This window comes from Pseudoalteromonas sp. JC28 (assembly GCF_013319255.1).
Classification (GTDB): Bacteria; Pseudomonadota; Gammaproteobacteria; order Enterobacterales; family Alteromonadaceae; genus Pseudoalteromonas.
Window position 1 is genome coordinate 438,612 of sequence record NZ_QOKX01000007.1, and the last position, 14,985, is coordinate 453,596.

The 14,985-nt window shown below is 42.0% G+C and carries 12 protein-coding genes; 4 read left to right on the forward strand and 8 right to left on the reverse strand.

Annotated elements, in window-relative coordinates; genetic code table 11:
- The first annotated feature begins 78 nt into the window (after window positions 1-78).
- The gene (locus DS891_RS17385) at window positions 79-2,847 is read left to right on the forward strand and encodes a prolyl oligopeptidase family serine peptidase (RefSeq protein ID WP_174170485.1); all 2,769 of its coding nucleotides are present in this window, start codon (window positions 79-81) and stop codon (window positions 2,845-2,847) included.
- A 212-nt stretch (window positions 2,848-3,059) separates the two neighbouring features.
- Window positions 3,060-6,008, forward strand: a complete 2,949-nt coding sequence (locus DS891_RS17390; RefSeq protein ID WP_174170486.1) for a TonB-dependent siderophore receptor — start codon at window positions 3,060-3,062, stop codon at window positions 6,006-6,008.
- A gap of 61 nt (window positions 6,009-6,069) precedes the next feature.
- Here the strand turns inward: DS891_RS17390 and DS891_RS17395 are convergent, their stop codons facing one another.
- Together DS891_RS17395 and DS891_RS17400 are read right to left on the reverse strand one after the other, a co-directional pair.
- Window positions 6,070-6,912, reverse strand: a complete 843-nt coding sequence (locus tag DS891_RS17395; protein ID WP_010605896.1) for a hypothetical protein — start codon at window positions 6,910-6,912, stop codon at window positions 6,070-6,072.
- A gap of 421 nt (window positions 6,913-7,333) precedes the next feature.
- Window positions 7,334-9,532 carry an EAL domain-containing protein gene (locus DS891_RS17400; protein WP_174170487.1) on the reverse strand — a complete coding sequence of 733 codons (2,199 nt, stop codon included), beginning with the start codon at window positions 9,530-9,532 and terminating at the stop codon, window positions 7,334-7,336.
- A 220-nt stretch (window positions 9,533-9,752) separates the two neighbouring features.
- Between DS891_RS17400 and DS891_RS17405 the strand changes: the two genes are divergently transcribed.
- Both DS891_RS17405 and DS891_RS17410 read left to right on the forward strand, forming a co-directional pair.
- Window positions 9,753-10,235, forward strand: coding sequence for a hypothetical protein (locus DS891_RS17405; RefSeq protein ID WP_010605898.1), 483 nt, complete (start codon window positions 9,753-9,755; stop codon window positions 10,233-10,235).
- 1 nt (window position 10,236) lies between these two features.
- Window positions 10,237-11,115: a TIGR03899 family protein gene (locus DS891_RS17410; protein ID WP_174170488.1), complete on the forward strand. Its 879-nt coding sequence runs from the start codon at window positions 10,237-10,239 to the stop codon at window positions 11,113-11,115.
- An 80-nt stretch (window positions 11,116-11,195) separates the two neighbouring features.
- Here the strand turns inward: DS891_RS17410 and DS891_RS17415 are convergent, their stop codons facing one another.
- The 6 genes from DS891_RS17415 to DS891_RS17440 all read right to left on the reverse strand — a co-directional run bounded on the left by DS891_RS17415 (window position 11,196) and on the right by DS891_RS17440 (window position 14,863).
- The gene (locus tag DS891_RS17415; RefSeq protein ID WP_010376724.1) at window positions 11,196-11,957 is read right to left on the reverse strand and encodes a TIGR04219 family outer membrane beta-barrel protein; all 762 of its coding nucleotides are present in this window, start codon (window positions 11,955-11,957) and stop codon (window positions 11,196-11,198) included.
- Between the two features lie 4 nt (window positions 11,958-11,961).
- Complete coding sequence (locus tag DS891_RS17420) at window positions 11,962-12,948, reverse strand: DUF2333 family protein (RefSeq protein WP_010605899.1); 987 nt, start codon at window positions 12,946-12,948, stop codon at window positions 11,962-11,964.
- A gap of 17 nt (window positions 12,949-12,965) precedes the next feature.
- Window positions 12,966-13,490: a copper chaperone PCu(A)C gene (locus tag DS891_RS17425; RefSeq protein ID WP_010605900.1), complete on the reverse strand. Its 525-nt coding sequence runs from the start codon at window positions 13,488-13,490 to the stop codon at window positions 12,966-12,968.
- A gap of 94 nt (window positions 13,491-13,584) precedes the next feature.
- Complete coding sequence (locus DS891_RS17430) at window positions 13,585-13,926, reverse strand: hypothetical protein (RefSeq protein ID WP_010605901.1); 342 nt, start codon at window positions 13,924-13,926, stop codon at window positions 13,585-13,587.
- Window positions 13,927-13,949: 23 nt separating this feature from the next.
- On the reverse strand, window positions 13,950-14,159 hold the full coding sequence (locus tag DS891_RS17435; RefSeq protein WP_010605902.1) for a PspC domain-containing protein: 210 nt from the start codon (window positions 14,157-14,159) through the stop codon (window positions 13,950-13,952).
- A gap of 47 nt (window positions 14,160-14,206) precedes the next feature.
- On the reverse strand, window positions 14,207-14,863 hold the full coding sequence (locus DS891_RS17440; RefSeq protein ID WP_174170489.1) for a PspA/IM30 family protein: 657 nt from the start codon (window positions 14,861-14,863) through the stop codon (window positions 14,207-14,209).
- Window positions 14,864-14,985: the final 122 nt, after the last annotated feature.

Consider the following 14,985-nt stretch of genomic DNA (forward strand, 5'->3'; position numbering starts at 1 on the left):
CCGCACACCGCAGAGCATTTTAGTTTCACTGTTAAAAGTGATAAAAACACAATAAATAAAGACTAAAATGCTCTAGATATGACTCTAAAACTCTCTCTTCTAAGTGCGGCACTTTTTAGTGTAAGCAGCTTAGCAGCTAAACCCAGCCTTGAATTTAAAGACGTTTTTGATTTTCGTTACCCACAAGGTACAGTAATCTCCGAACAAGGTACATTCCTCGGCCTAAGTGCAAAGCCTTACCGTGGTGACAGCGAAGGCCAAGTGTATTCTCTCGATAATAAAGCACTGATTGCATCAGTTCCCCGTGGTACAAATCCAGTTATCAATAAAGGCGCTCAATGGGTTGGTTTTACCCAACGCCCTACCCTACTTGAAAAAGAAACTGCAGATAAAAAGAAGAAAAAAACGCTAAAGAACAACTTAGTGTTAGTGAACACCACAACCAAAGCACAACAAACTTTTAGCTCAGTTAAAGATTATCAACTTTCAGATGATGGCCTGTGGTTGGTGTATCGTGAGGATGCAAAAAAAGGCGACAAAAAGTCAGACGCAAAAGCGAATACAGACGAGCAAACTGATGAACTCAAAATCAGTGCAGATAAGGGTGATGACGCCTTAACGCTTGTAGTGCTGAACCTTTCTCACAATAAAAGTACTCGCTATGACAATATCGCAGCATACAAAGTTGCACCAAATAGTAACGCGATACTGGTCAATCAGCGCAGTGAGGATGGCAGTAAAAACCGTGTTGCTGTTATTGACTTAGCAAGCAATCAAATCACGAGTCTTATTGATGAGCCTGGTGTCACTTTGGGAGACATTGCTTGGCAACCTAACTCACAACAAGTCGCTTTTTATTTGGGTAATTATGTCAACGATGACAAACGCCGTCGCAACTACCAGCTCAAATTATGGTCTCCAACAAGCAATAAAATTACCGACATCCACAACCCAAGCGGTTGGTTTTCAGGCAAAACAGCATCAATCAAATGGTCTGAAGACGGCTCACGACTGTTTTTTGAAAATCGTCCACAGCTTGAAGAAAAAACCAAAGTACTCAAATACACAGATGAAAGCTCGCTTTTTGATTACGATACCATTCGCCAACAAAAAGGCTTAAAGGTTTGGCACAATGCCGATCCTGAAATCAAAACTAGAGAAATAAAAACATGGAACGAAAGCCGCCGAGATCAACATTATCAAGCGGTTTACCACGTAAATGGCGAGCGTGTAGTACAGCTTGAAAACCTTCAGGTGCCTTCTATTTCACTTCACACAAACGCAAACTTTGTGCTGGGCAGTGACGATACACCATACCTAAAGCAAATTATGTACAAAGGGTTTTATCGCGACTACTACAGCGTTGATATCGATAATGGTGATAAACAACTCATCGTTAAAGAAAGTTCAAACCGCCCTACTGTCGCGCCTGACGGTAAACATGCTGCCTATTTCGACGGTGAACAAGTCTGGTTGAAGTCGCTATCCACTCAACAGCTTACCCCAGTAAGCAAAGCGGTTAAAAACGCACTATTCGCGGATGATAAACATGATAAGCCAGAACCAAATAAAGGGTTTGGATTTGCTGGTTGGCAGCTCAATGGCTCGACGCTCTACGTCTACAGTAAATATGATATTTGGGCATTTGATACCAAAACAGCAAAAGCAACTCGGCTAACCGACGGCTATAAGACCCAAACACAATACCGCATTGAGTATAAAGATAAGGACAAACTAGGCTTTAACCCAGACGATACCTTACTGTTAAGTGCGCACAACCTCGAAAATAAACAAACGCATATTGCAACGCTTTCCCTACAAGATAACAAGTTGCAAACTGTTTTGTCTGGCGAAGCTAAATATAGTGTAGTGAGAAAAGCCAAAGAGGCGGACACTTATATTTTCACAAGACAGTCTTATCAAGAATTTCCTGATTATTGGATATCAGATAGTGGCTTTAATAACCCGTCAAAACTCACAGACTTAAACCCACAACAGCAGACATTTGCTTGGGGCCAAAAACCTGAACTTGTGAAGTACAAAGGCTACGATGGCGAAGATCTTCAAGGCGTGTTAATCAAACCTGCTGATTATAAAGCTGGTGATAAAGTGCCTGTGGTGATTTACTTCTACCGCTATATGAGCCAGCGCATGTATGACTTCCCGAAAATGGTGCTAAACCACAGACCAAACCTGCCAATGTATACCTCAAATGGTTATGCGATATTCTTGCCTGATATTCGTTTTGAAATTGGTCACCCTGGGCGCTCCGCAACACAAACAATGCTCAATGCAGCGCAAGCGCTTATTGATAGAGGTGTTGCTGATCCAGATAAAATTGGCTTGCAGGGCCACTCTTGGGCTGGTTACCAAAGTGCATTTATGATCACACAGACGGATATGTTTAAAGCGGTTGTCTCTGGCGCACCAGTATCCAATATGACCTCTGCTTTCAGTGGGATCCGTTTAGAATCAGGTCTTGCAAGACAGTTCCAGTACGAAACAGGCCAAAGCCGTATCGGTAAACCGTTAACGGAGGCGCCTGAGTTATACATAGAGAACTCTCCGGTATTTTACGCGGATAAGGTAAATACACCTATTTTGATCATGTTTGGTGATAAAGATGGGGCGGTTCCTTGGCAAGAAGGTATCCAATACTACTTAGCCCTAAGAAGACATGATAAAGATGCCATTTTCTTACAATACGAAGGTGAACCTCACCATCTGAAAAAGCTGCCTAATCAGTTGGACTATTCAATTCGCATGAAAGAGTACTTTGATTACCACCTGAAAGGGTTGCCACCAGCAGCGTGGATCAAATCAGGCGAGGCATTCATTGCTGAATAGTAATTATTCTGGGTACCTTTGAGGTACCCTTTTTATTTCTCAAAAATAGGTTATTTCAACTTATATCTTTATAATTTTGCTATAAAAACCTACCCCACGGCTCCTCCTGGCTACTTTACAGTCTAAGTGTTGAAGTTTCTGTAAATGCAATGTAAGTTCTATGCTGCAGGGAAATTTTCCTATTCTGCTAACAAAATACATAAGGAAATAAGATGAAACTTTCAAACCTATCAGCGAACATTAGGCTGTCTTTACTTGCCTGTTCAACGCTAACAGTGGGTGTATCTGGCATCGCTTATGCTGAACAGTCAGGCACCACAACAGCGAATACTGTCGAACGAATTGAAGTAACCGGTACACGAATCAAGCGAGCAGCAATGACTGGCGCGAGTCCTGTGACGAGTGTAACCGCTGAAGATATAGAAATCGCGGGCATTACCCGAGTTGAAGACCTATTGAACAACATGCCTGCGGTATTCGCAGATCAGACTTCAGGTACAGCAAACGGCGCTACTGGTACAGCAACCGTTGACCTTCGAAATTTAGGCCCTTCTAGAACACTAGTTTTAGTCAACGGCCGCCGATTACCCTCAGGCTCACCAGCTGGAATTGAGGGTGTTGGTGCCGACGTAAACCAAATCCCAGCCTCTTTGGTTGAGCGCGTAGATGTGCTAACCGGTGGTTCATCTGCAACATACGGCTCTGATGCTGTTGCTGGTGTTGTAAACTTTATTATGAAAGACGACTTTGAAGGCTTTGAAGTCGACTATCAAGGAAGCGTTTACAACCATAAAAATGACCATAAAGACATGCAACGAGCACTAACTGCCTCAGGCTTCGACATTCCTGATTCCTCAGTTACTGACGGTGATACTCATGATATATCTATGATTTTTGGTATCAACTCAGCTAACGATAAAGGCAATATTACAGGTTACCTCACTTGGCGTGAAATTGATGAAATCCGTCAGGACTCCCGTGATTTTAGTGCCTGCTCAATGAATATCAATCGTAGCAGAACGAGTTCAGCTCCAGGGCAAAGAATATGTCGTGGCTCTGGCACAATACCTGACGGTAGGATCACAGACCAAGCTAGCTATGACTTTAAAGTCGCAGGAGATGATCTAGTACCAACGGGTAATAGTGTCTATAACTTTGGCCCACTTAATTACTTCCAGCGTCCGGACAAGCGTAAAACATTTGGTTTGCTTGGCCATTACAATTTTACCGATCAACATACCTTTTATGCTGAATTGAACTACATGGATAACCGTACCGTGGCACAAATTGCGCCATCTGGTTCTTTCTTCAATGAAGTCGATATTAAATGTGATAACCCGCTTCTTTCAGCAAAACAACGAGAAGTCCTTTGCGGTGCCAATGGGCCTGCGGTCGATGGTGTTGTATCTGGCGCATTTATCGCAAAACGAAACGTAGAAGGAGGCCCTCGCCAAGATGATTTACGACACACCTCTACCCGTTTTGTATTAGGTATGAGAGGCGAAATTGATGATAACTGGACTTATGATGCATTCTTTAACTACGGAAATGTGTCTTATGAACAAACCTACCAAAACGACCTATCAAAACGTAAAATTGTTAGAGCCTTAAAAGCAACCACTGATGACAATGGCAAGATTGTCTGTGAGTCAGTTATTGATGGTAGCGATCCCGACTGTATCCCTTGGAATATATTCGACCCAGCAAATATTACCCAAGAGCAAATTGATTATCTTACCATTCCACTCTTTGCTCGCGGTGATACACGTTCAAAACAAATCAGTGGTTTCGTCACTGGGGACTTAACTGAATATGGCATAGTCGTGCCTGGTACTTCAACAGGCGTCGGTATTGTATTGGGTCTGGAACACCGCAAAGAAGCTATTGATTTTAATCCGGACATTAACTTCATTTCTAACGATGGCGCAGGTCAAGGTGGACCAAGAAAACCCGTTTCAGACCAGTTTGATGTAAATGAATTCTTTACTGAGCTAAATATTCCATTAATTGAAGATAGCTCATTTGCGGATTACATTACATTAGAACTCGCTTATCGCTATTCTGATTACTCAACAGATAAACAAACAGATACCTACAAAGCAGCGTTTGATATACGCATTAACGATAGTTTAGGTTTACGTACAAGCTATCAACGAGCAGTGCGTGCCGGTAACATTCAAGACTTGGCGAGACCGTCTTCACTTGCCCTAGTAAACTGGGACGACCCTTGTGCGGGAGCTAATCCAGCTTATACACTTGAGCAGTGTATGAGAACCGGTGTTACAGCAGAGCAATATGGTTCTGTTTCTTCAAATCCAGCGGGGCAATACAATGCGATTGAAGCAGGAAACCCAGACCTCAAGCCTGAGAAGTCTGATACCTATTCATTTGGTATTCTTTACTCTCCTGAGTTTGTTGAAGGCTTAGATATCGCTATAGATTACTTTGATATTACCGTTAACGACGCCATTCAACCTTTCCCAGTACAGTATATCGTAGAGCAATGTGCGATAGACAATAACGAAGAGCTCTGTGGCCTAATAAACCGTGGTGAAAAAACCGGTTCGCTTTGGTTAGGAGAAGATGCCGTAACCGCTACAGATACCAACATTGGTAGTGTAGAGACTTCAGGTATTGATTTTGATGCATCATACCGTTACACGTTACCTGAGGATATGGGTCTTTTAAGATTCTCTCTAATTGGTACATGGATGGAGAAGTTTGATACACAAAACGCACCAGGTGGGATTGTTGATAAGTGTGCCGGGAAATGGGATAAAAATGTATGCGAAAGCCCAGTTCCCGATATGCGTTATAACTTTAAAACAACTTGGGTAACTCCATGGGATGTGAATATTACAGCGACCTATCGTTACGTGAGTGAAGTGGAAGAGTTCTATCGTCCTACAGCTGCGGAATTGGCTGACCCATCAAAATCACCAATACTAGTACCATTGAGTGCAAGAGATTATGTTGATATTGCTGCAACATGGAACGCAACTGAAAACCTCTCATTCAGAGCCGGTATCAATAACGTGTTTGACAACACGCCACCGCTCGTTCCTGATGGCCCTACAACCTTCTCTAATGGTAACACCTATCCGGGGTTCCACGATATCCTAGGTCGTTACATCTTTGCAGGATTTACATTTAGAATGTAAGCACTTTAAATAGTAAATGGCTAATTGCTAGCCATTTACTATTATTTAGATGTCATTTCACTCAGTTTTTATTACATGTCGGGCAGCTAGGTGGACGAGTTGGCTCTCCAGGTACCATAACCATCCCTAGCTTTTTAGTCTGACCATAATTGCCATCATTCATAAATGCTTCCACATAATACGGTCCACCACCCATCGAAAATCTCATTCTTACCACAGCACTTCCAGTAAGTTGATTCTCCGCATTGTAAATTGCTTTGGTTACGCGCTTAGTGCCTCCGCTAAAATAATCACTTTTTGTCGTAACACCAACAATTACAGGTACATTAGGATCCAAAGCAGCTTCAGAGAATTGATCTAATTCAAAATCAATTTTTACTTCGTATTTATCACCATACGGATTTTTAACGGCTTCCATTTTGGGCATATCTTGAACAATTACACCTTTAGCAGAGCACTCATCACTCACTGTTGACCAGACTAAGCCTGCACCATATGTAGAATTAAACGCCAGATTAAAGTATGAATTTGAGTCCCAATTACTTCGGTCATTACCTAAACGACCCCTTTCAGAGTTGTAGTAGGCGACATCTCGAAGCATGTCATTTGGATTACCTACCTCTAGATCTGTTTTAAATCTGTAGCTCTGATTACGTAGAAGATAAGTAGGGCCTGATAATTTTGCAGAAGAGCTTGAATTTATACCGGGTAAAGATCTCAGAAATTCTACGACCGTGTAAAAACTTGGGGCTCGATACAAGTTCCAACCAGCTTCGATAGTAGCTGGTAATTCAAGTAAATTAAGCTCGTGTATTGTACTCTCTTCATATTTACAGCCGCTTGGAACTCCAACTGCAAATGCACTTCCAGAAAAAGTACATAGTAATATTATAATTTTTTTCACTTAAATATCCTTCTATGTGTTTAAAGAGATCAAAATTTAACCAACCTCTATGCAACGTTAGCAAAAAACACATTTCAGGTACAAGTTATTTTGGTAATCTTTATAAATGAGAATTTAAGCTGTAATCGGAAACTAACCTATGGGAACCATGTAACAGTGTCTTAATCAAAATACCGTTGTTTTTTCATGTGAGCATCAATTTGTTTGTGCAATATTCGCCCTATTTTGGATTTAGACTAAGTTGAGCTTCTGCACTAACTTCCTGTGTTGTAGATATCACAAACACATATTTCACTCTGCACCCTTAGGCTAAAATCGAAAAACTTTCCAAAAGCGACCCTCATAACGGATCATCACTGCACTTTTTAAAGGTTGCTTCATCAACGTATAAGACAAGTAATATACTTGTCTTAGGTCACTACTATACACTGTTCTGATTATCTAAAAACTCAAGTAACTCCTTTTCAGGCATAGGCTTTGCGAGTAAAAAACCCTGTACTTCATCACAGCCGAGCTTTTGTAACACCGTCATTTGCTCTTCTGTCTCAACGCCTTCCGCAATTGTTTTTAGGCCGAGATGCTGACCTAAAGAAATGACAAGATCGGCAATTGCACCGCTGTCATCATGAGGGATATCTTTGACAAAGGCACGGTCGATTTTAAGCCGTGCTAAAGGTAGTTTTTGCAAATAGCTCAAAGAAGAAAATCCAGTACCAAAGTCATCAATGGCCACCTCAACACCAAATTCCTGGAGTTCTTGAAGTGTATTGATCACCGAGTTTACTTCGTCCATGACTACACTTTCTGTCACTTCGAGCTCTATATGTTTAGGCTCTACATCAAATGACAAGATAGTGTCCTTAACCTGCTGTGCATAGTTTGGCACCTTAAACTGCGGCACAGAGACGTTAACAGCAATGCTAAGCTCACCGAATCCCTGTTGCTGCAAAGTTGCCTGCAACTGACAGGCTTGTTCTAATACCCATTGGCCAATTTCGACAATAAGCCCTGCATTTTCCGCAAGCGGAACAAAAATCGCAGGGGAAATATAATTCCCATTTCCAGAAGGCCAACGTAATAAAGCCTCACAGCCAATCACCTTGCGATCAACAATGGAAAACTGAGGCTGATACCAGACCTCTAGTTTTTTCATCTCAAAATCTTGCCTGAGCTGTCTTATTAATCCCAGCTTCCAAGCCATTTTTTCTTCTAAGTCTGGGGTATACCAATCTAGTGGAATACTCGACTGCTTTGCTTGGTTAAGTGCAATATACGCGAGTTTTAAGGTTTCTATACCTTGCGGTTGGAAGTCTTCTTGACGACACACTCCAATATGAAAGTGCATGGTCAACAAATGCTCCCCAACATGGTAAGGAACACACAAGTTATCAATAAAAGACTCTTCATCAAACTGCGACTCAGGCATTAAAAAGCCAAACACATCTGCACCAATACGTGAAATTAACTGGGCCTCTGGAAACTCAATACTAATTCGCTCGGCAACCCCTAATAACAACAAGTTTCCAACTTCTTGGCCTAAACCGTTATTGATGTCAGAAAATTGGGCAATATCAACAAGAATAAAAATGAGAGATTGCTGCTGGTTAAAGTAAGACTCTATTTTCTCAATAAAGTTAGCGCGATTGGGAAGTTTGGTTAGATTATCCTTGTAAGCAACCTCACGCAACTCATTGAATAGCTTGATATTATCAAGACCAACACCAACGTTAGTCAGAAATATTTCAGCAAACTTCAATTGCGCTTCCGACGGCTCGCCCTCTAGCTCTAAATAAATGGCTGCCTTTTTGTTTTTGCTTTCAAGTAAGAAGGTAATGTCATGCGCGGTAGATTGGTGGGATTCGGTATCAATACAGTTTTGTACTTGCATGATGACACGACCATTATCAAGCTGCTCTATACCATGACCAAAAAATTCACGGTACTGCTCACTACCGCCAAACACCCTTAAATGCATATCATCATCTAGGTAGCCACTCACTAAGCCTTCGCCTGACGCATCTAAAATATTTGCCAATTGAGCGACAACTGCCGCTGCAAAGGAGCCCATATCGGTATGTCCGAGTATGGCACGAGAAGCTGAAAGGATCTGCTCTAGTGCGTGGCTTTGCGCTTCGAGCTCACAAATTTGTTGATAAGAACGGATAGCGGTAAGCAACGAGGTAACCAGTTTGCTGCGGGTAAGCTCTGTCTTCATTTTATAATCGTTAATGTCGAACTCACGAATGACCTTTTCTTCCGGTGCATAACCCGGTTGTCCTGTGCGCATAATAATACGTACTGCCATATTTTTTATTTCTTCGCGCACTCGACGAACGACATTAAGACCTGCGTCGTCGGTTTCCATCACCACATCAAGTAATAGGATGCTGATATTATTTTGTTCTTTTAAAATCTCAATGGCTTCTTTGCCAGAATAGGCGTGAAAAAACCTGAGCTTTTTACCCCAAAACTCTAAATTAGACAGCGCAAGTTTAGTAACAGAATGGATCTCTGGATCATCATCAACGACTAAGACATCCCAAAAAGCACTTGTCGTTTCTTCTTCTTGAGTAACTTCTTCGTGCTCTGCAAACAAATAATCTTCTTGCTCAGGTGCCATGTTTTACCCTTTAAATCCGCACTACTCTTTAATTATAGGCACTGATTCACTCCAGTGTTTACCATCTTACAAAATATGGTACATTTTTACTATTACAGTTCTGTTTGATTAACATACATGAAATATTATAGTCGAGCATAGAACAAAAGAGATGATTTAGCATACTTTTTACCAAAGAGGATTCTGTATCAAACGTTTATCTACTCCTATTAGAATGCTGATGATTTTAGCACTTGTTATCGTGATTGCTGGTTTAGCGATGCCACACCATTATAAAGTGGTAAAAAGCACCGATATTTCTGCAAATAACACAACACTTTCCCCATTAGTGTTATCCCATTGGCCGACATTATTTAATTGGCAAACAACTGAAGACATCCACTTTCGCATACTGCCAAAAAGACAGCGAGTAGGAGCCTCAGCAGTGTTAGTGCATCCTTGGGGAGAAGCAGAAATAACCATCACCAAAATCGACGAACAGAGTTTAGAGCTGTCATTACATTTAGATGATGAACATTTAGCCAAAATTAGCCTTAATTTATTTACCATTCAAGCCGATAAACAACTGACCATCACAATTGAAGGAAGAGCCAATACGCCCTTTATTGGCAGTTTCATCGCACTTTTTATGCAGCAGTATTTACAGCAACTCACTAACTCCGCGGTAAATCATATGCACACACGATATAAACTACGAGCTTGATATGGCAGTCAAAAATGCACAAGTAAAATCAGCCTTAGCGCTTTCGATTGAAGAAAAGCTCGGCTACCCTATGGTGAAACGGATCACACCACTTGTCACTCAAAATGACCGTTATCAGTCTGATAAGAATAAAGACAACCAATACACGGTGCGAACTCAACATGGCACACTAAAACGCGCCCTCAAGCGCCAACAACTAATCAAAATCCAGCGCCAGCAAAATCTTGAGGCCATTATGGGCATGGCGCTTACATTGTGCCCCGAGGTTACCGCCCGAGGTCGCCCAGACCCCGATTGGTTGGAGCACTTCATCACCCTTGCAGAAGACATTGCCAATCACTCCATGCAAAAATTGTGGGCAAAGATATTAGTAGGTGAAAGCATTACGCCTGGCACTTTTTCAATTAAAAGTCTGCAAACCCTAAAGATGATGACCCAACGTGAAGCAACTGCGTTACAAAGATGCGCTCCGCTGTGCGGCTACTTAGAAAGAGAAGACAGCTACCTTATTCTTCATGGCTACTATAAAAAGCCGTCTATTTTTGATTTGCTACGTAAAGGCAGCACTGAATCCATCAATTTAAGCCAAGCAGGGCTGAACTTCCCGAATATACTTACGCTGATGGACATTAATATCCTTTACCGGCAAGAAATTGAGTCCGCTTCACTACAAAAAGGACAGTCAATGCAGCTGGTGTATTTACGTAAAAAAATGACCTTAACGGCCAAATCCAATGACTTGGTGCTAAGCTATTACAAGCTGACGCAAACCGGAGACGAGCTAAAAAAATTACTTCAAAGCCCGATAAATAAACAATACAAACAACTTGTAGAAAAGGCCTTTGAAAGCGAGTTTTCTCTCGAGTGGGAAGAGAGATAAAGAAACTATTCTATTTACCAAACAAAAACAGCTTGGTCGATCACTCGTACCAAGCCGCTAAAGGAGTAAACTACACTATCTTAGAAGTGTAGTTGGATCCCTGCAAATGGACCAGAGACATCCAGATCTGTGTAGATATCATCGATATCATCTAGCTCAAGTACCATAGAGCGGTAACCCACTTTTACCGCAACATCAACAGCCATATTGTCGATAAACTCATAAGCGATGCCAATTTGATAATCTTGGATTTTGCTGTCATCAATTGCAAGCATGCTGCCTTCGGCAAAAACACTTAGCCCTGTAAGTGGTAAACCCACTTCACCGCGCAAATAACCGAGAGGAACAAAGCCTGAGAATTCAACTTCTTCTGTGCGTGTTTGACCATTTGCAGTACCAGTTACCATGATAGAACCGTCAAACTGCTTAAAGTTCACACCAAAGTCTAACGTCAACAAGTCATTGTCTAGCACTTCGTAATACAATGTGTAGTCGATGTGGTTTAGATCTGCGTTTGTTGTCGCATCAGTACCTACCGTATAAACTTGGCCGCCAAAGTCAAAAGACTCTGTTAACGTCGTTTGACCATTTAGCTCAAGCTCGGTATAGCGTAACTTGATATTTGGTACCAGCGGTACTGGGTGCTCAAGTGCAGCATAGAAACTCGTAAAAGTTTCATCGTCAAAGTTAAAGGTTTGCATATTGCCTTTTTCAGCAAAGCTACCTTCGGTTTCGGTATCCCACCCTTCTGCACCGACATAAAGCCCGAGTACCGTGTCTGCGTGTGCAGCAGGTGCTAAGCAAGCGAGAGATAATGCCGCTGCTAAAAAGTGTTTTTTCATGATGTTATCCTTGCGCTAAAAGTTCACTAAGTTCGATGAGAGCCGCATTGGCTCGCGAAATATAATTTGCCATAACCAGAGAATGGTTCGCCACCAAGCCAAAGCCACTGCCGTTTAATACCATAGGGCTCCACACCGTCTCTTGAGTCGCCTCTAACTCTCTGATGATCTGCTGTAGGCTGACAAGTGCATTTTTCTTTTCAAGCACAGGTCTAAAGTCATGCTCTACCGCTTTCATATAGTGCAGTAACGCCCATGTGGCGCCTCTGGCTTCATAAAATACATCGTCAATCTGCCACCAAGAGGTTTTCACCATATTATGGCTTGGCGTCATGGTTGCTTGATCAGCTGCCGAATCCCCAGCTAAATCGGTATTTAATCTGTCTTGCCCTACGCTCGCACTTAATCTTTGGCTTAAGCTGCCCATGCGCTTTTCGGCCTCTTTTAACCAAGCTCTCAAGTTATCAGCACGCGCATAAAACTGGCTATCGCGGTTACTATTATCAGAAATTTGAGTCAAATACTGACGTAGTAAATCATTACCTTTTTGATACTCACCCTCAGCACTTGGCCACATCCACGCTGTTGAACTGATATTAAACTGTGGCTGAGCTAGCTTTAAACTCGGGTGCTCTGTCGATTGAGATTGTGAACGACTAAAATCTTTACGCATCGAAAGCGTAAGATCTCGTGTCATCTCAAGCACACCGTACTCCCAAGCAGGCATGTTATCCATCATTACGCTTGGTGGCATCATGTCATTCGACAAATAACCGCCCGGCTTATTCAGCAATGTATCCGTCACTTTAATCAAGGTATGTGTCGTTACATATCCAGTGACCAATGTATTGCCATTTTTCTGCGCATCCGCTTTTGCAACTGCGACGACGTCAAACTGTTCTGGTTCCACACTCCAATATACGGCTATAACATAACCCAGAAGTATGACAGCGATAATGCCAGAGATGATTTTTCCCGTATGATTTCCCATTTAATACCTCACTGTTTTTAGTGATGAGAGTGATGTCCTGCGTTTGATTTTTCTTTGCCACCAAACATATCTGCAAGTGCGACGACTTCAGCCATTGTGAAGATCCTATCGCCATCAGCAAAATATAGCGTAAGCTTACGCTGCTCACCGACTTTTAATGTTTCTATTGGTTCAAACACCATTAAGTGATAACCACCAGGCTGAAATGTCACTGATTTCCCCGCTGGAATAACAAGCTCGTCAACGCGTTGCATTTTCATCATGTCTTCTTTATGTACATGCTCGTGAATTTCAACACGCTTAACACCCTCGAGCGCAGCCTTAACCAACACTTTATTTTGCTGTGTTGGATTTTCAATAACGAGATAACCTGCAGTTGAAGGTGCTGCCGGTAAAAATGCACGCACGGTTGCGTTGTGAACAGAAAGTTGCTCCGAACCATGATGATGTTCACCATGCTCATGCCCTTGATGAGCTGAAGCGTTAAAGCCGATAAAAGTTGATAAAGCAAAAATTAAGGTTTTGATTACACTTGATTTCATGTTGGCTTTCCTTGGATTTATAACTGCAAATAACTATATCACAGATCCCAATTTAGCGTGTTTTTTATCTCCTATCACCAACAAAAACCACTACTCAAGCTTTTGCCTGAGCAGATTTGTCTACCACTAACCACACAATTGCAATAATACAGATGAGTGGAAATAGCACTATCAGCGAATTAAATAGCAATGTCATTACTAGCCCAATGAACACAATAAGGAGCAACCCTAAAACACCTGCGCTCAAGAGTGCTCCTAGCACCACCAGCGCTACAATTGCAAATAGCAACGTGAGTATTTCAAAGCCAAACCAACCTAGGTCAAATCCCATATCGAGTTGCAGATCGCTGATGTCTAACCATATTAGTGGCAGCGACACCCAAGATAGCGCCAATAAAAATACCAGCGCTAATAATATACCGGCCACGACTTTCATAGTGCCTACCTCGTCGCCGTTACTTAGTTTTCGTATTGCGCTTTTGGCATTGCAAACCAAGCGACGCCATACGCTAGCATTACAAATATTGGAAACTTAAAAAACAGCAATACCGTTAGTAAACGCGTTAACCAAATTGGCATATCAAAACGTTGTGCTAGTTGCGCACATACGCCACCAATTTTCTTTGAACTATTCATTTGAGACAGTGTTGATTGATATCTATTTTTCATCTTTATCCCCTTTCGGCTTGATTGCTCAGTTGGTGTAGGAGGCGAGCCTAGCTCGCCATTTTTTGCTTCAGTTGGGCTAATTCATCGTCGATTTGTTGTTGCTTTTGCTCATCTTCAAAGCGCTGCCATACATCAGGCTGCCCTAAGTCATAGGATTCGACTTCAGCTTCAAGGCGCGCCACCTTGCGTTCTAACTCGTCGAACTTGCGCGTTGCAGAGTGCATATCGTCACTATTCAGCGTTTGTTTGATGGTTAACCTTGCCTTACCAGCTTCCAAGCGGCGCAACATGGCCTTTTCTTTTGCCTTTAATTGCTGAATTTTGCTTTGCAACTTGTCCGCATCTGTGCTGAGTTTTTCAAGTGCAGGCGTTAGATCATCAATTTTTTGCTGTGCTTCTTGTGCTTTTTCGGTTTCTCGCTGCTTTTGCTCAAGGGCTGAGCGGGCAAGATCTTCACGACCTTTTTCAAGAGCATGTTCGGCTTTGCTTTGCCACGTTGTCGCAGCTTTGTTTGCTTGCTCAGCTTGACGCTGCGCTACTTTTTGTTGGCAAATAAGCTCAGCTGCCGTTGCACGACAATCAGATAGCGCTTCTTCTAAATCACGCACTAACTGAGTTGCCATTTTTTGTGGGTCTTCCGCTTTGTCTAGTAACGCGTTAAGTTCTGCTTTGATAAGGTCTTCAATTCTGTTGATGATGGTCATTGTTCGGCTCCTTTTATAATATAATTAGACTATTCCAAGAGCCGTGCCAAAAATAAAAACAAAATTAAATCATTGAGTTAAGGTTTTTTAAAAAGAAAAATAGATTTACTGAGAGACATTAA

Excerpts from the sequence above, each read along its gene's own strand:
- DS891_RS17385 (WP_174170485.1), top strand. The coding sequence starts at position 79 with ATGACTCTAAAACTCTCTCTTCTAAGTGCGGCACTTTTTAGTGTAAGC.
- DS891_RS17390 (WP_174170486.1), top strand. The coding sequence starts at position 3,060 with ATGAAACTTTCAAACCTATCAGCGAACATTAGGCTGTCTTTACTTGCC.
- DS891_RS17400 (WP_174170487.1), bottom strand. The coding sequence starts at position 9,532 with ATGGCACCTGAGCAAGAAGATTATTTGTTTGCAGAGCACGAAGAAGTT.
- DS891_RS17405 (WP_010605898.1), top strand. The coding sequence starts at position 9,753 with ATGATTTTAGCACTTGTTATCGTGATTGCTGGTTTAGCGATGCCACAC.
- DS891_RS17410 (WP_174170488.1), top strand. The coding sequence starts at position 10,237 with ATGGCAGTCAAAAATGCACAAGTAAAATCAGCCTTAGCGCTTTCGATT.
- DS891_RS17415 (WP_010376724.1), bottom strand. The coding sequence starts at position 11,957 with ATGAAAAAACACTTTTTAGCAGCGGCATTATCTCTCGCTTGCTTAGCA.
- DS891_RS17420 (WP_010605899.1), bottom strand. The coding sequence starts at position 12,948 with ATGGGAAATCATACGGGAAAAATCATCTCTGGCATTATCGCTGTCATA.
- DS891_RS17425 (WP_010605900.1), bottom strand. The coding sequence starts at position 13,490 with ATGAAATCAAGTGTAATCAAAACCTTAATTTTTGCTTTATCAACTTTT.
- DS891_RS17430 (WP_010605901.1), bottom strand. The coding sequence starts at position 13,926 with ATGAAAGTCGTGGCCGGTATATTATTAGCGCTGGTATTTTTATTGGCG.
- DS891_RS17435 (WP_010605902.1), bottom strand. The coding sequence starts at position 14,159 with ATGAAAAATAGATATCAATCAACACTGTCTCAAATGAATAGTTCAAAG.
- DS891_RS17440 (WP_174170489.1), bottom strand. The coding sequence starts at position 14,863 with ATGACCATCATCAACAGAATTGAAGACCTTATCAAAGCAGAACTTAAC.